Origin of the sequence: Aeoliella straminimaris, assembly GCF_024054565.1 — a bacterium.
GTDB classification, from domain to species: Bacteria; Planctomycetota; Planctomycetia; order Pirellulales; family Lacipirellulaceae; genus Aeoliella; species Aeoliella straminimaris.
This window is the reverse complement of record NZ_JAMXLR010000067.1, coordinates 1-26,653: the sequence shown is the minus strand read 5'-3', so window position 1 is coordinate 26,653 and position 26,653 is coordinate 1. Positions and strand designations below refer to the sequence as shown.

The following is a 26,653-nucleotide window of genomic DNA, read 5'->3' as shown; positions in this document are numbered from 1 at the left end:
CAGAAAGACTGATGCGATGTGGGATCGCGGCACCGCACGGAAATGAAGTCGTCACAGGTGGGTGTGGCGGCTTCTCCATTTTGCCGACGTGGTGGAGAACCACGTGAACGGCTACATTGGTTAGGGGGGATAGTCGATCCGGCTGACCCGTTACGCAAATTTGAATGCCTAATACAGGTGGTGAATGACGAGCACTCGAAACATCAGCGAAGAGCAATCGAAGCGCATTTTCTGGGTTGTTCAGACGGTTTTCAGCTTGCTATTGGCCCGTTCGCTCGTTGAATACAAGGACTGCATACTTGCTCCATTCTCAGAGCAGTACTACCTGACCACGCTTGGTCTTGCGCTTGTGTATCTTACAGCGCTCTGGAGTTGGATTGACTACAGTTTCTCGACAATTGTAGCCCCCTACGATTTTGGGCGAGGCAAATTTGAGAGAGTTCGATTTCTGGTCGATTTGCTCATCGTTATGGCGTATGCCTTCCTGTTGTTCTCGCTCGACCAACTACAGGCTGATAAGGAGGCAAATCTATTCGACCTGTTTCTCTGCCTATCTGTGGTATTCCTGCTGTATTTGGTCTCAGGACTTCTACGGATACTCAAGTACGGTCGAAGGGCAAGCCGAATTTGGATCATTATCGGCTACGGAGTTGCTTTTTTCTTGCTGGCGATTGTGTATCAGCGTTTCTATGCAGACTCTCCGAATCGTGAGCGGCTGAATGTGGTGTTCATCGTGATCGCGATTGGCATCACAATCGGTTACCGATTGACAAGGATGTGGGCGACGCATCGTCCTAAATGGCTAGCGATCGACGTTGACGGAGTGTTGGCTAATCAAATCCAGAACCTGCTTCCCATAATCAAAGATAAGCACGACGTGGAATTGGCACACGAAGATGTCAAAGAATGGGACCTGAAGGTTGGCGACACTGACATTGCCGAGATCATTCGAGCAGAACAACAACACAAGAAATATGTTCAAACGATGCCAGTGATCGCACAGGCAAGTGCAAGCGTAAATGCATTGATCTCAAAGTACAAAGTTGTGATCGTGACCGCGCGAGCACCCGTGTCAGATAGCTGGACGAAGCGCTGGCTGCAGGACAATGACATTCCTTTCGACGACTACGTAAACATCAAAGAAGGTAGCAAGCAGAACATAGACATAGATGCGTGGATTTTAATTGATGACTACCTAGGAAATGTTGAGCAGTACTTGGATCGAAGCGATGGCAAAGCAATACTGTTTTCGCAGCCGTGGAACCAGGACCGTGCTCACTTGCAGAACTATGTGGATGAGCGTCGCCTCTTCGTCGCAAGCGACTGGAATCAAGTCCGATCGCTGATCGCCGAAATCGAGAAGAGTGGGGGCTGACTAGCTGCGGCACACGTGACGAGGGTGCCACTCTGCCCGAAGCCTGTGGCACGCAGGCGATCTTGCCACCTCCGCACCCCGGGTGGCACTGACGGGCCATCAGCTTTCTGTGTGCCACCCCGCCGCCGACTTGAGTGCCCGAGACCATGCCGGCCGATCAGCACTAGACTACGCAATTCAAAGAGGCAACGAGAATGTAATAGATTTGTTGCGGAAACGTGGCACTGGCCATCGGCCCGGTCGTGTTCACTGGTCTTCTCGACACTCCGCCGCATCGTTCGTCTCGTACAAGGTGTACTTCACGCCTTCGACGCAACCTTCATCGACCATTGCCTGCTGCGAGCCAGCCGCTGCCTCTTCGAATATGGTAGCGACGGTTTTTCCATTCACGCGATCGTAGGTTTCTTTAAACCCATAGGTTTGGAGGTAGCCGAGAACAACATCGGCCAACTTCAGACAATATTGATTTTCCAGAACAGGGGTAATGGCTTTGACCGCATCCATCACCTCGGCTGGCTTGTCGCATTGCAGTCTGATTTCAGAAAGGGGCTTCATCGAAGGGTTTTCTACTCGATATTCGTAATCGATTTCATGACGACGAGTGTTACTGGCCACCGCTACTCCCAAAGTCCGTTCCGTGTTTGCGAGATAGGCGACGAGGCCAAGTTCTTGCAGCTTCGACGGCCCAGAAAGGCCATTACTGGGACTGCTGTCCCCAAAAGTAGGATCGTCGACGGTTCCGGCACCTGGCGGTACAGCCAGACACCGGCAAGGGAATCGATTCCGAGGCCAAACTGCATACCTGCGTTCTGACCGTTCTTTAGAACTGTCATTTTCCCTCGATCGCCAGAGCGACCATCAATTCCATTCAACATCCCCATACTTTTTGGATAGTCGACTGCTGCGGAAGCTCCCAGGAGATCGATCAGATTGATAGCAGGAGCTTGATTCATAGGGTTGGCGAGCGTTGATGTATCGATTCCGGCCGACTCACCGAGTAGACGGACTTCAGTAGGACTAGAAGCGGCGATGAAGCCTGCAAACTGGCCCCCCGCAACCAACTCGCTGAGGACCGCCAGGTACCGATCTTCGAGACTTATTCCCGGAAACTTGTGCAATTGCGTTTCCGTGAGGTCCAGCCACTCCCGCTGGTTCACGTCGTCGTAGGTCAACAGCCCATCCCCGGGTGCCCGCCAGTCCCGCTCGATCACAACTGCCGGCGCCACTGAGCAGCAGCCGATGGACACAATGCCGAAGATGAGCCGAACCTGAAGTGAAGCCACGCGAACCAAGCCTTGCGGTCGATGGGCGAAAAACCGAAACATGCTGATGAATTCACACTGGCAGTAAGTGAGCAGTCTCCTGATAACTGATTGTTACCTCAACATCTTTGGCCTGCAACTATTGGACTTTGCTCTGTGAGTTGGTAGTTTCCAACTACGTGGGAGGTCCAGGAAGGCGGGGTGGCACACACGATGGCCGTGCCACCCCGCCCGTCACACTGTGGATGGAGCTCTATCTCCGACCAGAGGGGGGTATGCAAGAATGGAACGATTGGTATGAGCAACACTACGAAAAATGGTACAGTTGGTGGCTGAGAGACTGACCAGAGGGGGAGTATGCAAGTCAATGAGTACTTCGACTGACAACTTCAACAGTTCTTTCTATTCGGTCAGTGCTGCGCTTATACGTGGCGGCGTGCCTGAAGAGTTCCGAAAATGGTTGCTCGAACCAGATGAGCGACTTTTGCCGGTACCACCTGAGATTGAACAAATGCTTTTTAGTGAGGTACAAGTCCTCGCTCGAATTGAAAACAAGTACGTCCAGCCCGAGGCAAGCACCTGTCCGCTAGGAAGGTGCCATGAACTCACTCACCGCGTGCTTGCTTCGACCGACGTCTATTTACACAGATACGATGTAACACTAACCCCAGTGGTGGCGACAAAAGATGACTATCGACCACTGATCGTAAACGAGTCGCTAGCTGATCGGCTGATGAGGCTTCAGCTTAAAGGACTTTCACTGTGCCCTGTGAATGTGCACCGAGAAGGAGTGAAGCGATCCGACCTGGCCGCTATAGACACTCCCAGGCTGTACATGATGCGAACCGAGTATCGAGCGCGCTATGTGAAGGGAGTTATAAGCCCCGATTTCTCAAATACGTGCCCGCACTGCGGTGCTAGCCCCTTCATTTGCCCAGCCTGCTGCGAGTTCACCAAGCGCTGCTTCAATTGCCACCACCTTTGGCGGGAATTGGATGGAACGGACGTATTTCCAGAACACCTCAACAAGTCGAGGGGGTTTTTGATTGCAAGCAGTGTACCGCCGGATGTCCATTTTTTTGACTTCGGAACGGTGTCCCGAACTGGCATCGACATCTTCATCGATTGCGGTGCAGCACCCTTGGCCGTTACGCCAAGACCAAGCGTGGAATAGCTTACGAGTACGACGAAAACGGCAATCGGCTGAGCTGTACCACCCGGCCGGGTATCACTGTCCAGCCACAGCGTATCTGGGTACCACCCTCGCAGCCCTTACCCTCCCCGCGGCTGAGACCGCGACCCTCCCGCAAGCGGGAGGGTGAAGTTGAGTGGTTTTGCGAGCGGAGGGTGAAGCCGAGTGGCTCACTGCGTGTAAACCACCTCCACCGGCACTGGAGCGTCATGGCCCCGACCGCGCGTCATTGCTCACCTTCGAGCGCCTCGTGCGTGGACATCCAGCGGACGATTTCCAGCACCTTCGTTGAACTCGGGCCGTTGAGGCTGTTGCCGTACTTGGGGTCGTAGTTCTGGCAGTAGTCCGCTGCCAGCTTGTAACCTTCCGACGGATGGGGCGCGCCGCTCAGCGCAATTGCCAACCCCTTCTCGACCAGCACCAATTGCCAGTGGTGAACGATCCGGATTTGTCCCCAGCGGTCGTTGCGGTACTCGCTTTGAAACATCCGCAGCCGATCGTATAGCGCCCGGGCGGCGGGCCGGTCGAGATCATCACCGAGTCGGTCGAGACCGGCTAGCAGCGATCGTGACTCGGCGAACAACTGCGCCGCTTCGCCCTTGGTCTTGTCCTTGCGGGAAGTTGCTCGCGCTGCAACCCATAAGGCGAACGGCTGCAAACGCCGTGGCGCCTCGAACCATTTCTTGAGCACCGTCAGCCGGGTTAGATTCGCTTCGCCTCGGGAATCAATCTCCTCGACGATCTTGATCAGCTTTTCGGGGACATCGGTTCGCATAACTTTTGGACTCTCTGCGGCTCTGGCCGCGACCATCCCGGGCGGAGGGTGAAGCCCCGCTCACTGCGTGTAAACCACCTCCACCGGCACCTTGGAGTGGAGCTGGTATATATCGTTGCGGCGGTCTTGTAGTGGGAGCACGCTGCCCAGGTCGCGCTGCACGGCCAGGTCGTTGAGGTCCAGCTCGGCGATGACGGCCGTTTCGCAGTTGGGGTCGGCTTCGGCCAGCAGGCCGTCTTTGGGGAACGCCACGTCGCACGGCGTGCAGACTGCCGCCTGGCCGTAGTTGATCAAAAAGCTCCGCACCTGTGGCAGGTTGCCGACGCAGCCGGCCAGCACTACGTAGATGATGTTCTCGATGGCCCGCGCCTGGGCACAGTATCGCACGCGTTGGTAGCTCTTCCGCTCGTCGGTGGCAAACGGCACGAACAACACATCGATGCCTGCCACCGTGAGCAGTCGCACCAGTTCGGGGAACTCCACATCGTAGCACACCACGATGCCGATCCGCCCCAGCGGCGTGTCGAATACCTGCAGCTTGTCGCCTGGCTGGCAATCGTAGTAGTGCCGCTCGACCGAGGTGATGTGCATCTTGTCTTGCGTGTAGACGTGTCCGGTGGGCGTGAACAGGTGGGCCACGTTCCGTAGCTCGTCGCCAATGTCGACCGGCGTTGAACCGCCGATGATGTACAGTCCATGATCCTCGGCACAGGACTTGAATAGCTTTAGGTACCGCTCGTGGTACTTGGCCACTTCCTTCACGGCGTGCCGCGAGTCCATGTCGGGCGGCAATAGACTGAACAGCTGCGCGGTGAACAGCTCGGGCAGCAGCAGGAAGTGGCAGTGATACTCGTTGGCCGTTTCGGCGAAGAAGTTCACCTGCCGTTCCACCTGGTCCCAGCTTTCGACCGGTCGCATTTCGTACTGCGCGGCGCAGACGCGGATCTTGCGTGTGGTCTTGCGGATCGGCGCGCCGGCGATCATTCGCTTGGCGGGATCGAACTGTGGATTCTCCAGCTCCAGGTACGTGGCGTAGTTCATGCTCTCCGCGTCGCTCAAGTACGCGTAGTGCACGCTTTTCACTTCGTAACCCGCTTTCAGGTGGGCGGAGAGGGCCATGTCCTTCAGCTCGCCCGCCTTTACCCGCTCGATGTACCGCTGCGGCGAGATCTTCTTGGAGTATTCGGCGTAGCCCGGAATGCGGCCGCCGGCAACCATCCGCCGCAGGTTCTGCCGCTTGAGCAGCGACTTGCGCCGCTGATACAGTTTGCGCGCGACACCTTTGCCGCGGTATTTGGGGTGTACCGCGATGTCGGAGCCATACAGCGTATCGCCGCTGGGGTCGTGCGTGCTGAAGGTGCCGCAGCCGGTGATCTCGTTGTACGAGTACCAGGGCGATTGGTCGTCCAGCAGCACGATGAGCGACGTGGCGTAGCCAATCACTTTGCCATCGTGCTCGGCGAGGAACTGGCCCTCGGGAAACACGGCGAGTTGCATTTCCAGCTTGCGGGCATCGTTCAAGCTGTCGCGGTCAATGTGCGGGTACGCGGCGTTCTGGCATTCGACAATCGCGGGGATGTCCGCTTTTTTCCAGCGACGCGTCTTGATTTCGGACGCAGATGTCTTGGCCATATGATTCAATCTTCCTTGCTGCACCAATGGTTCGAAAAAGGGGAAGCCGTGCGATGGAGCATTGTATCCGTTTACGGCAGCTTGGGGAGGATGGTTGGCAGACGACCAAGGGATCTTGTTACGGCCTACGATTGTCGGGCAGGCTTCCGATCACCATTCCCACCACCGCCATCAGTAGTCCAGCGAGTTGCTGTGGGAACGTCTCACCCAGTGGGGTGAGCATGAACAACAACCAAGTGCCCACGCCCAGGACGATGGAGAGGATGGCCCCGCGATTGGTAGCTCGGGGCCAGTAGAGCCCCGCGGCGAGTGGTACCACGGCACCCACGACCGGCACCTCGTAGCTGCTGGAGACCAGGTCGTAGATCGAGGTGCCCGCCATCCGCAAGGCATAGGCCAGGGTGCCGGCGGCGAACACCACCGAGGCGCCGCGCATCAGCCGCAGTTCCTGGTGGTCGTTCATCGAGGGCATCAGGTGCCGGAGGATGTTTTCGACGAAGATGGTCGACGGTGCCAGGATGGTGGCCGACGCCGTGGACATGATGGCCGACAACAGCGCGCCGAAGAACAGGACTTGCGTCACCGCCGGCATGTGCGAGCGGACCAGCGTCGGCACCAGCAGGTCGCCATGCTCGCCGCTGAGCAGTTGGTGTGACTCGTCGGGGATGATGATCAAACTGGCCAGTGCGATGAACATCGGCACCAGCGCGAACACCATGTACAGCACGCCTCCAATCACCGGGCCAATCGCGGCGGTGCGTTCGTCTTTGGCCGACATCACCCGCTGGAACACATCCTGCTGTGGGATGGAGCCCAGCATGATGGTGATGCCCGCTCCGACGAAGGCCAGCACGGCCCGCCACTCGAGCGGCGGGAAGAACACATGCAGGTCGTGCTCGACCGCGTGATCGAGCACGGCCCCGGGTCCGCCCGCCATGTTGGCGGCCAGCACGGCAATGACCGACAGGCCGATCACGATGATCGTCATCTGCACGGCATCGGTCAGCGCCACCGACCACATGCCGCCCAGCATGGTGTAGAGCAGCACCACGGCTGTGCCGATGATGGCACCAGTCTGCGGGCTGATCCATCCGTCGGAAAGTTGATAGAACACGATGCCGAGCGCCGTAATCTGCGCGGCGACCCAGCCCAGGTAGGAGACGATGCTCACCGCCGAGCAAAACACCTCGACCACCCGCCCGTAGCGATCGCGGTAGTAGTCGCCGATGGTCATGAGGTCCATGCGGTACAGCTTGCGGGCGAAGAACAGCCCCACCAGCACCAGGCACATGCCGGCGCCCCAGGGATCTTCGATGGTGTCGCGGAGTCCGCCGGTGGCGAACTTCGCTGGCAGGCCGAGCACCGTTTCGGAGGCCACCCACGTGGCGAAGGTGGTGGCCACCACCACGGCCAGCGGCAACGACCGCCCCGCCACGGCAAAGTCCTTGGCCGTTTTCACCCGCCGCGCAGCGTACAGCCCGATCGCAATCGACCCCAGCAGGTACAATACCACCATGGTCAGCAGGTTCATCGCGCACGCGTCTCCAGAAATGCCGCTGGAGTTGTATCCGATTCGAACTTCCGGGGGGAGTGGGTGCAACGGAAAAAAGCTTGCCGTACAATCGATCAGCAATCCCCTTTTCTTGAATTCGCTCTTGGAGGTCGCCCGTGGGTATCTTCGACTTCCTGTTTGGTTCGACTGACCAGTCGCGCTGCGAGGAAGTGCCGGACAAAATCTGGTTGACCGAGCAGGCTAAGTTTCAGGGCATTGCCACCGAGGTGGCCGAACGCGCCAAGGCAGCCCCTGCCTGCATACTGCTGGTAGCTCACTTCGAAGATGTGCGCCAAACGCTGGAAGCCGTGGCCGCGGGGACTTGGGCCGTGCCCGTCCAAGCGGTGCTGGCCAATCGCCTGACGCCCGATTTGGCGTATGGCTTGGGCCTGGACGAGACGTCGACCATCGATCTATTGGTCGCCGAACGGCACCCGCTGCCCTCGGAAGACGACCGCCTGGTCGAGTTCGCCCGTCAGTTGCCATGCCGTGTGCGGGTGGAGCATTATCTGTCACTCCAAGACCCGGTGTTTAGTAGTTTCTCGGGAGAGTGGGTGCACAACATGTTGGCCAACCTGGGAATGAAAGAGGACGAATGCATCGAAAGCCACATGGTCGCACGTCGGCTTCGCGGGGCCCAGGAAAAGATCGCCAAGCAAGCGGTTAGCAATCACCCTGCGGATTCCGCTGACGAGTGGCTGGAGCGAAACATGCGGGAGTAACGCTTAGGTTGCTGGCTCGTCGTCGGGCGCTGCCTGTTCGGTGCCCTCGGGGGCTGCTTCCGCATCCGCCGTCGTGTGCCCGAACAGGAACTCCAGAATCTGTTGGTTGTACGAGCGGTCCCAACAGTGGGGGCCATCCTTTGGGCGGATGACTTCTACCAGGTGCCCGCGGTCGCGGTACGTTTGCGGTACGGCCACGATGGTCTCGGGTGTCACTTCGCCATCCTTGGTGCCGACGATGAACATCATGGCCAGCGGCCGTTCGGCCTGCTGCTCTTCGAGGATGCACGCCCCCTGGGCCACGATGGCGGCGATCTGCTGGCTCCGCCGCAAGCCGAGGTGCACGACGAAGTCGCCCCCCTTCGACACGCCCACGGCATACACTTTCTTGGGATCGATGGGATACTTGGCCAGCACGTCCGCCAGTAGCGCATCGACCATCGCCACATCGGGGCTCTCGTCCAGTTCGATGGGCGTGAAGCAATGCCAGGTGGGATCGCCTTCGATGTACGCCAGGTAGAAATCGCCGGAGTCGACCAGCTCGTGCAGCAGTGACCTCCGCTCCATCCGCTCGGCCGTACCACTGAAGCCATGATAGGCGAGCACCAGCGGGCGGGGTTCAGTGGACTTCGTCTGCGGCGCGTACCACAGGTACTCCCGCCGCGTGCCATCGACCAGTACGGTCCGCCGATGCCAGTCGTGATGGACCAGCCACCAGACGCCCAAACCGGTGGCGAAAATCGCCACGGCAATCGTGGTGAGCAGCAGCAAGCGCTGGGGGCGAAGTCGCGGCATCGGTGTTTTCCGGTAGATGAGCTGACGTGATTGTAGAGGGGATCACAACGAAATGCGAGCCGGAATTGGTAGCGACCGGAGCGGAATTACGCGCATCTTGGTACTCAACTCACGCTGCAGCCGGAGGCACACTTGCCTCCGGGAACGATACGCAGCTTCGCGGACCGCGTGGCGGTCCGGCTGTTGAAGAGGCGAACCACCTCTTCGCGTGTGAGAGGTCGGCTTGCGAATCGAAAGTGCCGCGAGTTACTTGCCTGCTTGCTCGGGATCAGTGAATAGTTCATCGTTGATTTCATCGAGCAATTCGAATTCGATAACGTCGACCGTCATAAGACCGACCACCGCTTTGCTTGGATACTTCACTCCGCGGACCTCATTTTCAGCGGATAGCTCAAAGTGAGGTTTTTCGAAAACTCGAGGTCCAATCACCGTAGCCAACTTGCCGCTATCGGGTTCAAAGAAGAGCTTGTAAACGTGAGAGTGGTAGGGGCTTTCACCAGTGCATACAAGTACGTCGTGACCGTCTTCTTGTGTAACTTTTGTTAGCCTGGGGGCGACGTATGCTGCGGTGCGGGTGCTGTTAATCTCATCCCTGGTTATGGGGTCAAGTGCGTGAAGTCCGAAGTTAAGCTGCTGCCAGAATTCAGCGACCTCCGACGCGCCCAAGCTGTGGACTTGCCGCCGAGTTCTCTTGCCCGGCTTCTCCGGGCTGACTCGCCAACCCTCCTGTTCTCGGAAAATGGAGGTAGTGGTGCCGGGGTAACGTGGGCTGGATCTCTCGTAACGAACTCGGTCGGGTAGAGACCAATAGGCTTCGATGCGGGAGTAGGGTCCCTTCGTGTTACTGAACTGCAGTACGGCGTGCCCTTGCCGGAGCCGGGCCAGGTTCTCCTTGCCACCAAAGTAATTGGTAGCACGCTGCAGGATAGGTTCGGCTTGCGCTTGTAGCTGATAGTAGGCGGCAAGGTCGCGGTCGATAGACTCCTGCCGGGTTGCAAGCTGCTCGGCGCGTTTGCGTTCCCGTTCTCGCAGAGTCCGCTCCGCGATCTTTTCCATCGTGTATTCCTCTGGTGCCGCGAAAAGCTTACCATCGCCCCAGAGACCGATTTTTGATTTCTTCGCCGCCTCCTGCGCGGCGGAAAGCGCCTCGCTTGTAAACTCCGACTCGCGATACAAGGCGTACCCTTGACTTACCATCTGATGGTTTACGGAGAGCTCGTCTTTCAGCACCAACGCCAGCAAGTAACCTGATTGACCGTCTCGAGTGCCGGCGTGGCGGATGCTTATCCGCTTGTTGAGCACTAACTCGCTTAAAGCTTGGCGGGATGGCTTGCCAGCGGCAATGCCGAGTAACTTTAAGTGAAGCACCCAGCCGTCGTCGCGATGGGCCAATAGTTTGTCACCCGAGAACACGGTGACGACTGTGGCTACTTCCGTTTTGGTCAAGTCCTTGTCAGCCAGCGGCCTGAGAGGTGCTGCGCTGGTGGAAGCGGAGGCCAGAAGTGCCGCGATGGCGAGAAAACCTATTCTTGAGTTACACACGATGCTCCCCCTCGGAGTCGTTGAGAACCAAGCCTGCTAAGAGGATTCTAGAAGATATTGCAGCGCGATGCCACGCAAATTCAACGTTAATCGCTTGCAATCGGCAGCTTCGCGAGCGCCGCGACCATGGCGTCTTCGCCGGTCAGGAATTCAATTTCCACCACCACCGACCACAGCGGCACCTTCTTGAGTACCGGCACGCGGAGCTTCACCATGTCTTTTTGCGTGCAGACGGCCATTTCGGCGCCGGAGTCCTGGGCCGCCGTGGCGAGTGCTTGAACGTCGTCGGCCGTGTAGTCGTGGTGGTCGGCCAGTTCGCGCCAGCCGACCAGATCGGCGCCGGCCGCTTCGAGGGTGCGGCGAAACGCCTGCGGGTTGCCAATGCCACAGAAGGCAAACACTTTGGCGCCGCGGAGCGACTCGAGTGGTTGCTGGATGCCCGAGGAGTTCAGCAGCGTGGCCGGAGTGTGCGCCACTTCGCACCATACGGCGTCCGGCGCCAGCTTCTGGGCGCGTTGGCGGATGGCTTCCCGCTCTTCAGTTGTGGCCAGGTTCGCGCGGCTCAGGCACACCACGCCAGCGCGGCGGAGGTTGCGCGCGGGTTCGCGGAGCGTGCCGCGGGGGAAGACGTGGTCGAACCCAAACGGCTGCGTCGCGTCCAACAGTACGATGTCGAGATCGCGGACCAGTCGGCGGTGCTGAAATCCATCGTCCAGTACGAGTACCTGGCTCTCCAGCTCCTCGATGGCCGCTTGGGCGATCGACACGCGGTCGGGCGATTGCAGGTGTGGCACGTCGGGCAACGATTGCTCGAGTTCGAGGGCTTCGTCGTTCTTGGCGCCTTCGGCGGCTCCGTAACCGCGGCTGAGAATTGCCACGCGGAGGTCGCGGGCCCTCAAGTGTCGCGCGATCCACTTGACCATGGGCGTTTTGCCCGTGCCGCCGAGCGTAAGGTTGCCGACGCTCACGACTGGCGCGGCCACCTTGGTGGTTTCGGCCCGGTGGTTGTCGTAGCGGCGGTTGCGGAACTGGACACCAACGGTATAGAGAGATTCGGCAGCCCGCAGCCCCATCCGCATGCCCGTGGCCGCGATTCCCCGCCTTCGGCCGCTGACCAGGTCGTAAAAGTCGGAGGGTTGGAACACGTGGCGGGGTGGATAAAGTACGAAAAATGCAAGGAATACAGGAAACCTCGGGAATCAGGAGCCGCCGAGGCGAAGAATCGTATAATACAGCCAGAGCCACGCGGAACGTTAGGGCCCGCGCTGCGTCTAACTTTTGACCTTCCCGCCAACCGAGGCCATCGACTTGCGTTGATGGCTGTAGAAATACCCTATGAGCACTGTTCAATCGCCTGCACCGCCGCGGAAGGACCCTGCCGTCGAGTACGTCGAGTACGACAAGTACATCGACCGGCAAGTCGAGCGGACCCGCCGGGCGGTGAAGCTGGTCGACCTGGCGCAGTCGCTGTTGGTGCTCGTGATTGGACTGCTGGCCTTTCTGCTCGTGGCGGCCGTGCTGGAGCACTGGGTATTTGCCGGCGGGCTCAGCACGCTGGGCCGCATGGCGATGTTCGCCCTGTTGGTTGGTGGGCTGGGATATTACGTGGTCCGTTACGTCTGGCCGTTGCTGGCCAGCTCGATCAATCCGGCCTACGCCGCGGCGGCCATCGAACGCGAACATCCGACGCTGAAGAACGCGCTGCTGAACTTCCTGTTGTTCCGCTCGCACAAACAGGAAATGCCCGCCGCCGTGTACGAGGCGCTGGAAGAGCAAGCCGCCCGACGGTTGTCGGTGACGTCCATCGAAGATTCCATCGATCGTTCGACCCTGGTGAAGTCGGGCGTGGTGCTGTTGGCGGTAATCGTGCTGGCGGCGGCGTACGCCTCGCTGTCGCCCAAGAGCTCGCTCGACACCGCCGCCCGGGTGCTGATGCCGTGGGCCAACATTGCCGCGCCCAGCCGGGTGCGGATCGAAAGCATCGAGCCGGGCGACGCCGAAATTGTGCAGGGCGAGACCGTGACCATCACGGCCAACGTGTTTGGCTTGGGCGACGACGAAGTGGTCGAGGTCTCTTACGATTCGGTCGACGGCCACCGCGTGGATCAGCGAGCCACCATGCAGCCAGCCAACGACGCGGGCAAGTTTGCGGTAACGCTTCCGGCCGATGGTACCGGGATGTCGGGCTTGGACCAGGATTTGACGTACCGCATCATGGCGGGCGATGGCCGCAGCATCGACTTCACGATTCGTGTGCTCACGGCGCCGCACATCCGCGTGCGGAGCGTGCACTACGATTTCCCCGAATACACCGGCTATCAAGATCGCACCATCGAGGGCCGCGGTGACATCCGCGCCATCGAGGGAACCAAGGTCTCCTTACGGGCCGAAGCCAACACCGACATTGATCAGGCGTTCGTCGACCTGGCTTCCGACGGCAAGCGTGACAAGCGGATGCTGTCCGAAGGCCAGGCCGCGCAGGTGGAATTGCCGCTGCGTCTGGAAGGCGATCGCCGGCATGTCAAAACCTCCAGCTACATGCTGCGTTACACCAGTACCGAAGGGCTGGAAAACCACAATCCGCCGCAACACACGCTGGAGATCCTGCCCGACTATCCGCCGGAAGTCGAAGTGCTGCAGCCTGAGCAGCGCACCCGCGACGTGCAGGTGAACGAGACGGTGTCGATTGCCGTGGAAGGTCGCGATCCGGACTTCGCGCTCCGCACAGTGATGCTGAAGTTCGCCAAGGAAGATGGTACTGAAGTGCACGAGCAGATGCTGCTGAAGGACGGCCGGCACGAAGGCCGGTACGACAAGCAGTGGGACTTTACGCCGGTGGACCTCGGCCTGAAGCCGGGCGAGATCGTCGAGTACTGGGCCGAGGCGACCGACGTCCGCTCCCCACAGGCGAATCGCGCGGCCACCGACCACAAGCAGTTCCGCATCGTCGGCGACCCCAACCAACAGCAGGGTGAGGGAGGCGGAGAAGGGAACCCCGGGCAAGGCGCCGAGGGCCAGGGCGAGGGACAACACGGACAGGATGGAAACCAGGGCGAGGGCGAGGGCGCCGAAGGCGAAGGAAAAGAGGGCCAGGGGGGCGAAGGCCAGGGCAACGAAGGGCAAGGCAGCGAGGGCCAAGGCAAGGAAGGTCAGGGGAACGAAGGTCAGGGTGACCAAAAAGGCGAAGGCCAAGATGGCGAAGGCAACCAAGGCCAAGGCCAACAGAACGGCGGCGGTCAGCAGGGCCAGGGCGATCAGCAAAACAGCGGCCAGCAAAAAGGCGAAGGTCAGCAAGGCGGCGAAGGGCAACAGCAAGCCGGTGAGGGACAGCAGGACGGCGGTTCCGAGCAGCAACAGGGTGGTCAGTCGGATTCCAACGACGGCAATCAAGCTGCGGGCAACTCCGCAGGCCAGCAAGACTCCGAGGGAGCCAATGGCGCCGAGGGGCAGCGGCAGGGCTCCGGTGGCAAGCAATCCGACTCCAACGATCAACCGTCTGGCGCCGAAAGTGGCCAACAGAGCGAAGGTGGCGAAGGTGACGGCGGCGAAAACTCCAAGCCCGTGGCCAGCGACGGCAGCGACGATGCTTCGGCGTTCGAGAAGATTCAGCGTCAGCTGAACAAGGACGAACAACAGAACGCCACCCGGCAGCAGAAGCCTGGCGGCGGCGATCCGAATAGTGCTCAGAACGACAAGGGGGAGGGACAGGCCGACGCTCAGAACGATGCCCAACGAAGCGGCCAAGAGCAAGCTTCTGGCGAAGGCGACAAGCAGGACAACCCCGCTGAAGGTCAAAGCCAGGCCGGCGACCGCCTGGACTCGGGCGATCCGCAGCAGGGTTCGCAGCAGCGTGCGGGCAAGCCGGATGGTCAGCAAGGTACGGCCGAACAGCGCGAAGCGGAAGGTTCGGGCGCCGACACCAAGAACGACGCTCCGCAAAGTGAAGGGGGCGACGAAAATAGCACCAAGCCCGAGGCCGCCAGCGAGTCGGCCGGGGGCGAGGAACGCAACGCCTCGGGCGATCCGGGGGCGGGCAGCGAAACCGAATCGCAAGGTGCCCCCGATGCGCAAGAGGAAATGAAGCAGCGCGACAAAACGGCCCGCAGCGATCAAGAGTCGGAAAGCGACGAAACAGAACCCCCCACGCCCGGTCACAGCAAGCACGAAAGCGACTCGCAAGGCGAGCAGGGGGGCGACCGCGCCGGCGGCGGTGAAGAAGGTGGTGGGCAGAAGGCGCCGCGCGAAGGCACTGGCAGCGCCGGACAGAACCAGGCCGCCGACGAAGGGGCTGGCGAATCGGGCGATCAGGGCCCGGGCGAAGCCGGCCAACGGGGGGGCGATTCGCAGCAGGCCGAAGGACAGACTGGCAAGCCTGGCCAAGAAAAGGGCAACGGTTCGCAATCGCGCCCAGGGCAGGGCGATGCCCAGGCCCAACAAGCCGAAGAGTCGGGCCAGAACGGCCAGCAGGGAACCGAGCAGCAAGCCGCCAATCAGCAAGGTCGCCCATCCGACCAGCAACAGCGTGAAGGGCAAGACGCCAATCAGCCCCAAGACCAGCAGCAAAACCCCAACCAGAGGCCGCAGGATGGCAGTCAGCAGGGGGGCAATCAGTCGTCCAACAACGGGCAAGCCGGTGGCAACGACGGATCTGAAGGCCCCATGAACGGCAAGTTCGACGGCACCGTGGCCGAGGGCGACAAGGCCAACTTGGAGTACACCCGCAAGCAAACCGACCTGATTCTCGACAAGCTCTCCGATCAGCTCGACGAGGGCAAGGTCGATCAGGAGATGCTGGACGACTTGGGCTGGAGCAAAGACGACCTGCGGCAATTCGTCGATCGTTGGAATCGCTTGCGAGCGGAGGCCGAGCGGCCCAATTCCACCGGGGCCAAGCAGGAACTCGACGCCCGACTCCGCAGCTTGGGACCCACGATGGGCACCAAAGGGGGCACCCGAGAGCGCACTCAGGACGACTTCCGCAACCTTCGCGAAGGCTACAGCGGCAAAGTGCCACTGAAGTACCGCGACCGCTTGAAGGCCTACACCGAGGGTGTTTCGAAGGGCCAGGGACAGAAGTAGACCGGCCCGCCTGCCAGGGCTGCCTGCATTTGCGGCCCCCGGCGACTATAATCGTCGCATGAACTTCTCGCCGCCACGTTATCTTGTTCCGTTTCATCCCAAGCGGATCCCGCACCACTTTGTCGATGTGATGATCATCGGCGGGGGCATCGCGGGTTTGCGGGCGGCGATGGAGATCGATCCGCGGTTGTCGCTATTGGTGGTGACCAAAGACCAAATGCAGGAGTCGAACAGCAGCTACGCTCAAGGTGGAATTGCCGGGGTGCTGGATACGGCCGACAAGTTCGAGAACCACGTGGCCGACACGCTGACCGCCGGGGCCAACCTGTGCGACCAGGAGGTGGTGGAGATGGTGGTGCGCGAAGCACCTCACCACATTCGACAGCTCATCGAATGGGGCACCAAGTTCGACACCGAAGAGGGGGGCGAACTGATGCTCGGTCGCGAGGGAGGACACAGCCACCACCGCATCGTGCACGCCCTGGGCGATGCCACCGGCGCCGAAATCATGCGGGCGATGATTCGCCGGGTGCACGACGAGATCAAGGCCCAGGTCTGGCCCAACACCTTTACGATCGATCTGCTGACCACCGAAGGCGAATGCCGCGGCGCCCTGGTCTGGAATGCCCACCATGGCAAGACCTTCGTGTGGGCCAAGCAAACCATCCTCTGCACCGGGGGCGCCGGACAGGTCTATCGCGAGACCACCAATCCGCCCGTGGCGACGGGCGATGGCCACGCCATGTGCTACCGCGCAGGGGCAGTGCTGTCGGACATGGAGTTCATGCAGTTCCATCCCACGGTGCTATATATTGCCGGCTCGAGCCGCAGCCTGATTACCGAAGCCATGCGGGGCGAGGGCGCCCAACTGGTGGACGCCAATGGCTATCGCTTCATGCCCGACTACGACGAGCGTACCGAACTGGCGCCCCGCGACGTGGTGAGCCGTTCGATCGTCGAGCAGATGCGAAAGACCGATCATCCCTGCGTGTACTTACAACTCAGCCACCTGGATAGCGACTGGGTGCGGCAGCGTTTCCCTGGCATTGCCCGAACCTGTCACGAGTTCGGCATCGATATCGCCCGCGATCCTATTCCGGTGCGCCCGGGTGCGCACTACATGCTGGGCGGCGTGCGGGTCGATCACGACGGTCGGACCTCGGTGCCGAGGCTGCTGGCGGCCGGCGAAGCCACCGCCAGCGGACTGCACGGGGCCAATCGCCTGGCCTCGAACAGCTTGCTCGAGGGGCTGGTATACGGTGCGCACGCCGGCCGAGCCGCCAACGCCGCGGCGCTGGAAGAGCCCGACTCCTTTCGGGCGATTCCGCTGGAGAATGCCGAAGTTTCGCAGAGCACCGAACCGATCGACCTGACCGACGTGGGCAACTCGCTCAAAAGCTTGATGTGGCGTGATGCGGGGGTGTGGCGGAATGAGGACGTGTTGGCCGATGCGGCGTTGATGATCGACCGCTGGATTCGGTACGCGCTGACCCGGCAGTTCACCCATCCGGCGGGGTGGGAGCTGCAAAACATGCTCACGGTGTCCCGGCTGATGGTGGAATCGGCCCGCATCCGAACCGAGTCCCGCGGCGTCCACCTGCGGCACGATTATCCGGAAACGAACGACGAATCGTGGCACCGGCATATCCTGCTCAGCGAAGGGGCCGACGTGGCCTACGCCCCCGCGTGAGACGATGCGAGGGCCTCCCCCGGGGCAACATTCGGTTTTCATGTGCCCGGCGAACCGTTGAATCGCCATCCGCGTAGCCACAAGTACCGTGTGGTATGGACATTACGACGGGTTGGTGGTTACCCTGGCTATTTCTAGCTCAGCGGGAAGCAGGCGATTGGTGGGGGAATGTACCCCGAGGCCCCGCCCCGCTGCCCACCTGCGGATTCTCCCCAACTTTTTACCTCCCAACGCTTTGCGTAAACGAGTGGAGTGATCAACGATGAGCGATCCGACTACGGGATCAACCAACGACACCATGATCGAGGCCGTTCGGCTCTCGAAGTACTACGGCCATTTTGCCGCTACGCAAGACGTCAACTTTAAGATCCAGCGAGGCGAGGTGGCGGCCTTCCTGGGGCCCAACGGCGCCGGCAAGAGCACCACGATGAAGCTCCTGACCGGGTACCTGGCTCCTTCGACCGGAAAGTCGTTTATCGGCGGCTTCGACACCCAGACCGAGCGGCTCCAAGCCTCCAAGGTGCTGGGATACTTGCCCGAAAATGGACCGCTGTATCCCGACATGACCCCCCGGGGGCTGCTGCGATTCTTCGGCGAGGCCCGCGGCATGGGCTCCACCGAGATCAATCGGCGGATGCACGAGGTGATCGACCTGTGTAACCTGCACGAGGTGCTTGGCAAGCCAATTGGCAAGCTCTCCAAGGGGTACCGCCAACGCGTGGGCATGGCCCAAGTGCTGCTTCACGAGCCCGAGGTACTGATTCTGGACGAGCCAACTTCGGGTCTCGATCCGAACCAGATTCGCGACGTCCGCCAAGTGATTCGCACCTTGGGCGAAACCAAGACGATTCTGCTCTCCACGCACATCCTGCAGGAAGTCGAAGCGATGTGTAACCGCGTAATCTTCATCAACGAAGGCCGGGTTGTGTTCGACGGGCATCCCAGCGAGCTGGGTTCGACTCCCGCCGAACTCGATCAGAAGTTCCACGAACTCACCGGCATGGTGGGGCCGCAGGTATAAGCGGCCGGTTGAACGTCCTCCTTCATAAGCGGCTCGGTGGTGTTCCCGCCGGGACCTGAAGCCAAATTCCCAAACTCCAAACGCCTTTCAAACATGAATTTCACAGTCGTCAAGGCGATCTTCAAACGCGACTTTATCAGTTACTTCTCGAACCCTACCGGGTACGTGTTTATCTGTGTGTTCGTGATGCTCAGTTCGTTTGCGGCGTTCTGGCCGCCGGCGTTCTTCAATAACAACCTGGCCAACCTCGACCAGCTCAGTAACTGGATTCCTTACATCCTGCTGGTCTTCATCCCGGCCATCACGATGAGCATGTGGAGCGAAGAACGGCGGCAGGGAACCGACGAACTGCTGCTGACCATCCCGGCCACCGATATGGACGTGGTGATCGGTAAGTACGCGGCCGGAGTGGCGATTTTTACCGTGTCGCTGCTGTTCTCCATGTTCTCGATCTGGCTGGTATTCAGTTGGGGGCTGGGCACGCCCGACGGAGGCTTGTTCCTCTGCACGTACCTGGGCTACTGGTTCCTGGGCATCGCGATGCTGGCCGTGGGCATGGTGGCCTCGTTCCTGACCAAAAATCTGACGGTGGGCTTCGTGCTGGGCATGGTGTTCAACGCCCCGCTAGCCATCCTGTCGTTTGGCGACTGGCTGGTGAACGATCCCGAACTCGCCCAATTTATCACCCGCTGGGGTGCCGACGCCCAGTTGGCCGATTTCGAGCGGGGCGTGATCAGCCTGCCCGGCATTACTTACTTCGTGAGCATTGCGGTCGTGATGCTCTACATCTGCATGGTGCTGATCGGCAAACGGCACTGGGGCACCGGCGACGACGGCGACAGCCGCTGGGGACACTACCTGGGGCGCACAATTGCCCTGTTTATCCTGTTCGGAGCCCTGAACTACTTCCTGTCGAATTACAACTCGCTGCGAGCTGACGTGACGACCGAGAAGATCAACTCGCTGTCGCCATCGACCGTGGAGCTGCTGCGTGATTTGAGCAAGAACGACGACGTCGACACCATTCTGGTCGATGCCTACGTTAGCCCCACGGTTCCCAGCGAGTACGCTGCTCATAAATTGAACCTGATTGGCACGCTGCAGGAACTCGAGTCGATGAGTGGTGGCAAGATCCAGGCCAACATTCATGAGATCGAGAACTTCAGCGAGCAGGCGACCACCGCGGATACCGCGTTTGGCATTACTCCCCAGACGGTTACCACCATCTCGCGTGGGGTGATGTCGGGCGAGGAGATTTTCATGGGCGTCGCCGTGCGGCACAAGCTCGACAAAGTCGTGGTGCCGTTTATCGACAAGGGTATTCCCATCGAGTACGAACTGGTCCGTTCCATCACCACGGTGGCCGAGGACGAGCGCAAGCGGGTAGGCGTGGTGACGACGGACGTCGAACTGTTCGGCGGCTTCAACATGCAAGCCATGACGCAGAATCCCGAGACGCAATTGATTGGCGAGCTGCGCAAGCAATACGAAGTGGTGCAGGTCGATCCCAATCAACCGATCTCCGACGACTACGACGTGCTGCTGGCCGTGCAACCATCGGCCATGGCGCCCGAGGCCATGAACAACCTGGTGGCGGCAGTGAAGCGAGGCATACCGATTGCCATTTTCGAGGACCCGATGCCCATGACCTTTAGCGTTCCGGGCACGGCCGACGATCGCATTGCCGGTGGCGGAGCGATGGCCATGTTCGGCGGCGGCCAACCTCAGCCCAAGGGCGACATCAATCAACTGTGGGACCTGCTGGGGGTGGAGTTGACCTACTCCGACCAGGCCATCCTACAGGATTACAATCCCTACGCCGAATACGACTTCCCGCCGTACCTGGTCTTCGTGGACGAAGGCCTAAAGGCCTATGGCGCACCGCAACCTTTCAATGAGGAAGTGGCCATCTCGTCGGGTTTCAAACAGGTGTTGTTCCTGGCGCCCGGCGCGCTGCGTCACGATAATGACTCGAAGCTGGAATACAAACCGCTGACGGTTACCGGCACGCTGACCGCCACGGTGCCGACGCGGGTATTGCGGTCGATGCGCGATCTTTCGGCCCTGGGGCGAGTCAGCAATCCTTCCAACGAGTCGTACGTGCTGTCCGCCCTGATCGAGGGCGAGATGGAGAACACCGACGATCTGGCCGATGCGCTCAAGCTGGACAACGAGGCCGATGAATCGGACGAAGAGTCGACCAAGGGCATCGAGAAGAACCCCATCAAAGCCGTGGTCGTGGCCGATATCGACAGTCTGTGCGACGAGATCTTTGCCATCCGGGCCCGGGGCGACCAGAGCTTCTCGCAGTTCGCCAGTCTCGATTTCCAGAACGTGGCCTTTGTGCTCAACATTCTGGATTACCTGGCCGGCGACGACCGCTATCTCGACATTCGTAAACGCAGCCGCCCGCACCGCGTGCTAACGAAAATCGACGAAGCCACGAAGAAGTCTCGCGAAGAATCGCGGGAGAAGATTGACACCGCCCGCGACGAGTTGGCGGAAGCCGAACAAGAGGCCCGCAACAAGTTCGCTGCGACCATCCAGGCGATTGAAAATGATCCCAAGCTGGATAATCGCGAGAAGGACTTCAAGATCGAACAGGCCCGCGATCGAGGTCAGCGGAAACTGAACCGCACGATGGAGCGATTGCAGAACGACCTGCAGCGCGAGGTGCTGCGAACACAACGGACGTTGGAGAAAGATGTCCGCAAGGTGCAGGATCGTTACAAGCTGTATGCGGCAGTGCTGCCGCCGATCTTGCCGATTCTGCTAGGCATTTTGGTGTACTTCCACCGTCGCAGCGGCGAGCGAGAGGGCGTGTCGAAGACGCGTCTGCGTTTCAATCAAAAAGATCAGCAAGACGCCGCGTAAGGGCTGCCATTTGCCCTGGGCCCCGGCTACCTGAACCCACACTCTGACCCCCTTCAGCTTCCACGATGTCTGAACTCAATAAGACCAACATCTTCTTCGTTGCTGCTTTGGCCGCAGTGGTCCTGGCGGTGTTCACGCGCCCTTCGTCCCAGGAATACAACGTCGAAGAGATCACGGGCGACGATCTCGTCGAAGAATTTCCCGTCGACGCGCCCAAGCGCCTGGAGATTACGACGCGTGACGAGGAGACCGGCGACCTGAAGGAATTCGAGGTGGCCGAACTCGATGGCATCTGGAGTATCCCGTCTCGCAGCGGCTATCCGGCGGACGCCACGCAGCAGATGGCACAGGCTGTCGAAGGTGTGGTGGGCCGCGAGATTCTGGACGTCTACAACGTCGGCAGTGGCGACCACGCCAAGTACGGTGTTGTCGACCCGCTGAACGCCGACGCCGACGAAGGCTTCGGCACGCATATCCAATTGACCGACGCCGACGATAAGGTGCTGGCCGATTTGATCATCGGCGACGAGGTGAAGGACCGCGAAGGGCAACGCTACGTCCGCAAGGAGAAGCAGGATGTGGTCTATCAAGTACAGTTCGACCTCGACAAATTTTCCACCGACTTTGGCAACTGGATCGAGAAAGACCTGCTGAAGCTCAGCGGGTTCGATGTTTCGAAGGTGCTGATCGACGACTACTCGATTGAGATGAACCTGGTGCTCGATGGCCGGACGATTCGTCCCAAGATCAACGAAGACCGCCGCGCCAGAATGGTGCTGTCGTACGACGATGCCAACAGCAAGTGGAAACCCGATTCGCTGGAGGCGTACAACTCCGCCAGCGGAACCTACGAGCCTTTCGAGATTGGCGAAGACCAGGAGATCAACACCGAGAAGTTAGACGAATTTAAGAGTGCCCTGGAAGACCTGTTGATCGTCGACGTGGAGAAGAAGCCCGAGGGGCTGAGCTCCGACCTGCAGACGGGCGAAGACTTCATGAACCGCCGCGAGGCGCTCGAGAGCCTGGCGCGGCGCGGGTTCCTGCCGTTACCCAAGGACATGTCCAATCCCGCCGCGGGGTACGAACTCCAGTCCAGCGAAGGCGAGATCGTCGTTACGCTGAACGATGGGGTGGAGTACGTCCTGCGGTTTGGCGACCTCCAGCTCGATACCGAGGTGGCCGAAGGCGAGAAGCCTCCCGCGCAGGAAGAGGAAGACGAGATCGAAGGCGGCGGCGAGGGACTCAATCGCTACCTGTTCGTGATGGCTCATTTCAACGAGTCGGCCATCGAAAAGCCCACGCCGGAAGAGCTGCCCGAGCTCCCTGCGGAGAATGACAGCGAGAACGAGGCTGCCGAAGAGACCACCGACGAAGAAAGCGACGAAGAAAGCGACGAAGAAAGCGAAGCCGCCGAGGGCGAGGAAGCGGAAGAAACCTCGGCCGATGCCGAAGACACGGAAGCCCAGCCCACCCGCGAAGAGATCGAAGCCGAACGTGAGCGGATCAAGCTGAACAACCAACGGGCGCAGGACGAATACGACGAAAAAGTTGCCGCCGGCAAGAAGCAGGTCGAAGAGCTCAACGCCCGCTTCGGCGACTGGTACTACGTGATTCCGAACGACGTCTTCAAGAAGATCCATTTGGGCCGCGATCAGGTTGTGACATCGGCCACCGATGCCGCTGAAGGCGAGGCCGCCACGCCCGATGCTTCGTCGTTTGGTGCACCGGGTTCGATGATTCCGGGACTGCCCGATATCGTGGGCGGTGGCACCGGCGAGGCAGCCTCGGCGACACCTCCGTCGTCCGCAGAAGAGCCTGCTGCTGAGCCGGAGTCGACCGGCGAGCCGGAATCAGGAAGCGAGCCGGAATCAGCAAGTGAGCCCGAGTCGACCGACGCGGCGGAGTCCAGCAGCGGCGAAGCCGCGCCTGCCGATGAGCCGCCTGCGGAGACCTCGGAAGAGGAGTAAGCCCAACTGCAGGCGCGCAGTCCTAGACGAGCCATCTCGCGTGTGTCGATTCACACCACGCGTCGAATCCGCTAGAGCGTTTTCAGAGGTTGGTACACCAAAGCTGGAAACGCTTTAGGTCGTGGCCACGGTCATGCGATTCTCGAGCGGACGATCGCTCAAGATATCCCGGGCTTCATGCTGGGCAAGTTGTTTGGCGTGGAAGCTGTTGCAGACGCCGCTTAGCACGACGCCCTGATTCGTGACTTCTACTTCCAGGTCGCGGACACGGCGGTTCAAACGCTGCTGAATTCGGTCACGGATGGCCTGACAAAGGTCGCTGGTTGTGGCGTGTGTGGCGATGGTTGTAGCTCCTTCGTAAAAACCGCCTGGGTTGTCGTCCGACAACTGCCAACCGCCTCGCACCACGCGATTAGACATGCGTTTTGCCATGGCAGAACCGTCCCTGATAGAGGAAGCGTGCTCCGGTCGACGCTTACCGTCCAGAAATCGTTGAAAAGCCCAATCTAGGTCCATCGCCCGGGGTTTGTCAACGCAACTTTTGCAGTAAATCCCGTGGCAAGCCTAATATCCGTCTGCTTGAACTTCACTTGTCGCCCAACTTGCCTTGCTTACGAAGAAAGCCGACCACCAAGTCCGCAAGCTCTTCGGCCGACCCCTCCCCACCCGGAAGAGTTAGTTCCGCAGCGTTCGGAGCTTCGTAGGGATCGTCGATGCCGGTGAAGTTTTTGATCTCGCCGGCGCGTGCCTTCTTATACAAACCTTTTGGATCGCGCGACTCGCACACCTCCAACGGGGTATCGACAAACACTTCGACGAAGTCGCCCGGTGCTAGCATCTCGCGGACCGCCTGGCGATCGCGGCGATAGGGGCTCACAAACGCGGTCAAAGTCACCAGTCCCGCCTCGCAGAACAGCTTGGCCACAGCGCCAATGCGACGGATGTTTTCTTCGCGATCCTGGCTACCGAAACCCAGCCCAAACCGCTCGGCAAACTCCGCGTCGTGCCGCTCGGCGAGCATCTGTGGCGTGGCGTTCAGACCGTGCCGCACGTTGTCGCCGTCGAGCAGGTAGGTCCGCACGCCCGCGTGAAACAGGTTCTGCTCCACCAGGTTGGCCACGGTGCTCTTGCCCGAGCCCGAGAGCCCGGTAAACCACACGACGCATCCCCGGTGCCCATTGAGCCGCTCCCGCTCGTCGCGAGTAACCGAGTGATCGTGCCAAACAACTTTAGGATCAGACATAGGGGCGTAAATAACGAATTTCTAAGAGACGAACGGAGAACAACGAAAGACCCATTATGTCATTCTGAGGCAGCCTAAGCGACTGGAGGATGACAAGCGCCGTTGCCGCCTACTTCCGGGGGCCCGCCGCCCAACTACAGCGTCATCTCGCCATCATCCCACAGCCCGGCCAGTTCGCACAGGTTGGCGTTCATCACTGGCTGCGGGCAGCTCCACACCAGAAAGAATAACGCCTCGCGGCACCAACGTCCCACCGGGTGACCAGCCAGGTAACCGGCGCCCTTGGCTGCGGCCAGGGCGGCTTGTGTCGTGCGGAGCACCAGGCTGTTGGCCTGCTGGCGGAGCCATTCGTTGGTGCACGGCTCCTGACCCTGGGCAATGGCCAGCAGGTTTTCGACCACGCTCGCGTGCTCGGTGGCCAGCGCTTCTTGCGACTCGCGGAGCTCTTCGCGCTGGAGCGACTCCTGCTTCATGTAATTCAGCGCTGCATTTGCCAGCCCCAGTGCCAGGGTGGAAGTCTCGTGACCACCTGGCCGAGAGGCCCGACCTGCCATCATCACGTTCTCAACCGGCCCGGCGACCAGCCATTCGTCGGTCACCGTGACGTCGTCGAAGAAGACTCGCCCGGTGTGACTGTGCGACAAGCCAACCAGCTTGGCCGGTGCATCGGCGCGAACGCCCGCATCGGTGGTGGGTACAAACGCCAGGACCTGCTCGGTGGTGGGCTCGTCGCCGTCAATGACTACAGCGCCGGTCAGGATGCACTGCGCGTGGTCGCCGCCGGTGACCCAGGGCGAGAAGCCGTTGAGCACAATCCCGCGATTGCTGCGCGTGGCGGTGAGCACCGGTTTTTTCAGGTGCCGATGGCTGGTCGTGAGGTGCGAGATGCCCACCGTGGCGAAGTTTTCGCCGGTGGTCAGCATCGGCAGCACGCGTGACTTCAGCTCGTCGTTTTCACCAGCCGCCACCCGGCGGCAGGCCCCGGTGCGCTGCGTGATGATGAACGTGGTGGTCAGATCGGCCGCCGCCAGGGCCAGGTAGCCCCGCACCAGGTCCAGGTCGCTCCAGTCCTGTCCACCATACTCAACTGGCAGAAACCACTCGTACACGCCCGCCTCGCCACACATCCGCAGTTGTTCGGCCGGCCACGCGCCGGATTGATCGGCCTCGTCGGCCTTCGCAGCCAATTGCGCACACAGGGCCGCCAGGGCAGGGGAGTCGGGCGAGGTAATACGGTCGATGCTCATGGGTTTACCAGTGTAGTTGTCTGGATGGCGAAAATGGGTTTTGTCGCAGTTTAGTGTCGCAGTTCTGCGGCAAATCGATTCACTGCGACAAAACTCACGCTTGGTTGCTGGCGTGGTTCGCCGTAAATCGTGGTTTTCAAAGGGCTTGCGCGGACTGCTGTGGACGGAGCCTCGCGAGTTGTTGCGCGCGGATCACCGCAGGCGCGGCAAAACTCATTTCGCCGCGAGCGGGGCCCGTCAGGCCCCTGGTCGTGTCGCAGGCCAACCAACGTTCCCACAATCCACTGCCAACCACGCACCGCCCTCTACGCACTATTAGATCAAATCGCCGAGCGGTTTCTACCACGATTTCTGGACACACAATTACTTTGGCCGAGCGAGGCCGCAGCGAGAAGAAGTGTGCAGAGCACCAGAGGTGTTTGCTCTGCGGCAGAAGCCTGTCAGCCGCCATCACTCACAGCCGTGGGTGCACTGAGCCCATGGAGGAACTCGTTACTACGGTTTCGCACCGCTCCGGTCGGACCAAACCTGTTGAGACACCTCGGTGTGTCACGCTTGGGTACCCTAGATGCCGGCCGCTAGGTTGCCGAGGTAATGTGCACCGGGGGGGGAGTTATAGGATGGGCGGCCGCACCTTTCCGCCCGCTTGATTAAGTGCCGGAGGTGTCCTTGCTGAGGAGGCACC

Annotated in this window: 19 protein-coding genes; 8 read left to right on the top strand and 11 right to left on the bottom strand. The window is 60.4% G+C overall.

Annotated elements, in window-relative coordinates:
• Window positions 1–184 precede the first annotated feature (184 nt).
• The gene (locus tag NG895_RS19845) at window positions 185–1,375 is read left to right on the top strand and encodes a 5' nucleotidase, NT5C type (protein WP_252854274.1); all 1,191 of its coding nucleotides are present in this window, start codon (window positions 185–187) and stop codon (window positions 1,373–1,375) included.
• Between the two features lie 246 nt (window positions 1,376–1,621).
• On the opposite strand, the gene NG895_RS19840 is transcribed toward NG895_RS19845, so the two are convergent.
• Both NG895_RS19840 and NG895_RS19835 read right to left on the bottom strand, forming a co-directional pair.
• The gene (locus NG895_RS19840; RefSeq protein WP_252854273.1) at window positions 1,622–1,990 is read right to left on the bottom strand and encodes a hypothetical protein; all 369 of its coding nucleotides are present in this window, start codon (window positions 1,988–1,990) and stop codon (window positions 1,622–1,624) included.
• 2 nt (window positions 1,991–1,992) lie between these two features.
• Window positions 1,993–2,700: a PEP-CTERM sorting domain-containing protein gene (locus NG895_RS19835; protein WP_252854272.1), complete on the bottom strand. Its 708-nt coding sequence runs from the start codon at window positions 2,698–2,700 to the stop codon at window positions 1,993–1,995.
• 304 nt (window positions 2,701–3,004) lie between these two features.
• Between NG895_RS19835 and NG895_RS19830 the strand changes: the two genes are divergently transcribed.
• Complete coding sequence (locus tag NG895_RS19830; RefSeq protein WP_252854271.1) at window positions 3,005–3,811, top strand: hypothetical protein; 807 nt, start codon at window positions 3,005–3,007, stop codon at window positions 3,809–3,811.
• A gap of 244 nt (window positions 3,812–4,055) precedes the next feature.
• Here the strand turns inward: NG895_RS19830 and NG895_RS19825 are convergent, their stop codons facing one another.
• The 3 genes from NG895_RS19825 to NG895_RS19815 form a co-directional block, all read right to left on the bottom strand.
• Window positions 4,056–4,604: a hypothetical protein gene (locus NG895_RS19825; RefSeq protein ID WP_252854270.1), complete on the bottom strand. Its 549-nt coding sequence runs from the start codon at window positions 4,602–4,604 to the stop codon at window positions 4,056–4,058.
• 60 nt (window positions 4,605–4,664) lie between these two features.
• Window positions 4,665–6,236: a bifunctional GNAT family N-acetyltransferase/carbon-nitrogen hydrolase family protein gene (locus NG895_RS19820; protein ID WP_252854269.1), complete on the bottom strand. Its 1,572-nt coding sequence runs from the start codon at window positions 6,234–6,236 to the stop codon at window positions 4,665–4,667.
• A 118-nt stretch (window positions 6,237–6,354) separates the two neighbouring features.
• Entirely contained in the window at window positions 6,355–7,767 is a 1,413-nt protein-coding gene (locus NG895_RS19815; RefSeq protein ID WP_252854268.1) for a high affinity choline transporter 1, read from the bottom strand.
• Between the two features lie 137 nt (window positions 7,768–7,904).
• Between NG895_RS19815 and NG895_RS19810 the strand changes: the two genes are divergently transcribed.
• Window positions 7,905–8,510 (top strand): preprotein translocase subunit SecA, encoded by a 606-nt coding sequence (locus NG895_RS19810; protein ID WP_252854267.1) that lies wholly within the window; start codon window positions 7,905–7,907, stop codon window positions 8,508–8,510.
• Window positions 8,511–8,513: 3 nt separating this feature from the next.
• Here NG895_RS19810 and NG895_RS19805 read toward each other — a convergent pair whose 3' ends face one another.
• The 3 genes from NG895_RS19805 to lpxK form a co-directional block, all read right to left on the bottom strand.
• Window positions 8,514–9,305 carry a CE1 family esterase gene (locus NG895_RS19805; RefSeq protein WP_252854266.1) on the bottom strand — a complete coding sequence of 264 codons (792 nt, stop codon included), beginning with the start codon at window positions 9,303–9,305 and terminating at the stop codon, window positions 8,514–8,516.
• Between the two features lie 246 nt (window positions 9,306–9,551).
• Window positions 9,552–10,847 carry a thermonuclease family protein gene (locus NG895_RS19800; RefSeq protein WP_252854265.1) on the bottom strand — a complete coding sequence of 432 codons (1,296 nt, stop codon included), beginning with the start codon at window positions 10,845–10,847 and terminating at the stop codon, window positions 9,552–9,554.
• Between the two features lie 86 nt (window positions 10,848–10,933).
• Window positions 10,934–11,992, bottom strand: a complete 1,059-nt coding sequence (gene lpxK, locus NG895_RS19795) for a tetraacyldisaccharide 4'-kinase (protein WP_252854264.1) — start codon at window positions 11,990–11,992, stop codon at window positions 10,934–10,936.
• Between the two features lie 190 nt (window positions 11,993–12,182).
• Between lpxK and NG895_RS19790 the strand changes: the two genes are divergently transcribed.
• From NG895_RS19790 to NG895_RS19770, 5 genes are all read left to right on the top strand, one after another.
• Entirely contained in the window at window positions 12,183–15,926 is a 3,744-nt protein-coding gene (locus NG895_RS19790; RefSeq protein ID WP_252854263.1) for a hypothetical protein, read from the top strand.
• A 58-nt stretch (window positions 15,927–15,984) separates the two neighbouring features.
• Complete coding sequence (gene nadB, locus NG895_RS19785) at window positions 15,985–17,616, top strand: L-aspartate oxidase (RefSeq protein ID WP_252854262.1); 1,632 nt, start codon at window positions 15,985–15,987, stop codon at window positions 17,614–17,616.
• A 262-nt stretch (window positions 17,617–17,878) separates the two neighbouring features.
• On the top strand, window positions 17,879–18,637 hold the full coding sequence (locus tag NG895_RS19780) for an ABC transporter ATP-binding protein (RefSeq protein ID WP_252854261.1): 759 nt from the start codon (window positions 17,879–17,881) through the stop codon (window positions 18,635–18,637).
• A 93-nt stretch (window positions 18,638–18,730) separates the two neighbouring features.
• Window positions 18,731–21,511, top strand: a complete 2,781-nt coding sequence (locus tag NG895_RS19775) for a Gldg family protein (protein ID WP_252854260.1) — start codon at window positions 18,731–18,733, stop codon at window positions 21,509–21,511.
• Window positions 21,512–21,576: 65 nt separating this feature from the next.
• Entirely contained in the window at window positions 21,577–23,478 is a 1,902-nt protein-coding gene (locus NG895_RS19770; protein ID WP_252854259.1) for a DUF4340 domain-containing protein, read from the top strand.
• Between the two features lie 114 nt (window positions 23,479–23,592).
• Here the strand turns inward: NG895_RS19770 and NG895_RS19765 are convergent, their stop codons facing one another.
• From NG895_RS19765 to NG895_RS19755, 3 genes are all read right to left on the bottom strand, one after another.
• On the bottom strand, window positions 23,593–23,910 hold the full coding sequence (locus NG895_RS19765; protein ID WP_252854258.1) for a BON domain-containing protein: 318 nt from the start codon (window positions 23,908–23,910) through the stop codon (window positions 23,593–23,595).
• A gap of 154 nt (window positions 23,911–24,064) precedes the next feature.
• A complete protein-coding gene (gene cysC / locus NG895_RS19760) occupies window positions 24,065–24,721 on the bottom strand; it encodes an adenylyl-sulfate kinase (RefSeq protein WP_252854257.1) in 657 nt (218 codons plus the stop codon).
• Window positions 24,722–24,855: 134 nt separating this feature from the next.
• Entirely contained in the window at window positions 24,856–25,968 is a 1,113-nt protein-coding gene (locus tag NG895_RS19755) for an acyl-CoA dehydrogenase family protein (protein WP_252854256.1), read from the bottom strand.
• Window positions 25,969–26,653: the final 685 nt, after the last annotated feature.

Excerpts from the sequence above, each read along its gene's own strand:
- NG895_RS19770 (WP_252854259.1), top strand. The coding sequence starts at position 21,577 with ATGTCTGAACTCAATAAGACCAACATCTTCTTCGTTGCTGCTTTGGCC.
- NG895_RS19765 (WP_252854258.1), bottom strand. The coding sequence starts at position 23,910 with ATGGCAAAACGCATGTCTAATCGCGTGGTGCGAGGCGGTTGGCAGTTG.
- NG895_RS19830 (WP_252854271.1), top strand. The coding sequence starts at position 3,005 with ATGAGTACTTCGACTGACAACTTCAACAGTTCTTTCTATTCGGTCAGT.
- nadB (WP_252854262.1), top strand. The coding sequence starts at position 15,985 with ATGAACTTCTCGCCGCCACGTTATCTTGTTCCGTTTCATCCCAAGCGG.
- NG895_RS19790 (WP_252854263.1), top strand. The coding sequence starts at position 12,183 with ATGAGCACTGTTCAATCGCCTGCACCGCCGCGGAAGGACCCTGCCGTC.
- NG895_RS19755 (WP_252854256.1), bottom strand. The coding sequence starts at position 25,968 with ATGAGCATCGACCGTATTACCTCGCCCGACTCCCCTGCCCTGGCGGCC.
- cysC (WP_252854257.1), bottom strand. The coding sequence starts at position 24,721 with ATGTCTGATCCTAAAGTTGTTTGGCACGATCACTCGGTTACTCGCGAC.
- NG895_RS19835 (WP_252854272.1), bottom strand. The coding sequence starts at position 2,700 with ATGTTTCGGTTTTTCGCCCATCGACCGCAAGGCTTGGTTCGCGTGGCT.
- NG895_RS19820 (WP_252854269.1), bottom strand. The coding sequence starts at position 6,236 with ATGGCCAAGACATCTGCGTCCGAAATCAAGACGCGTCGCTGGAAAAAA.
- NG895_RS19815 (WP_252854268.1), bottom strand. The coding sequence starts at position 7,767 with ATGAACCTGCTGACCATGGTGGTATTGTACCTGCTGGGGTCGATTGCG.
- NG895_RS19780 (WP_252854261.1), top strand. The coding sequence starts at position 17,879 with ATGAGCGATCCGACTACGGGATCAACCAACGACACCATGATCGAGGCC.
- NG895_RS19845 (WP_252854274.1), top strand. The coding sequence starts at position 185 with ATGACGAGCACTCGAAACATCAGCGAAGAGCAATCGAAGCGCATTTTC.
- NG895_RS19775 (WP_252854260.1), top strand. The coding sequence starts at position 18,731 with ATGAATTTCACAGTCGTCAAGGCGATCTTCAAACGCGACTTTATCAGT.
- NG895_RS19805 (WP_252854266.1), bottom strand. The coding sequence starts at position 9,305 with ATGCCGCGACTTCGCCCCCAGCGCTTGCTGCTGCTCACCACGATTGCC.
- NG895_RS19825 (WP_252854270.1), bottom strand. The coding sequence starts at position 4,604 with ATGCGAACCGATGTCCCCGAAAAGCTGATCAAGATCGTCGAGGAGATT.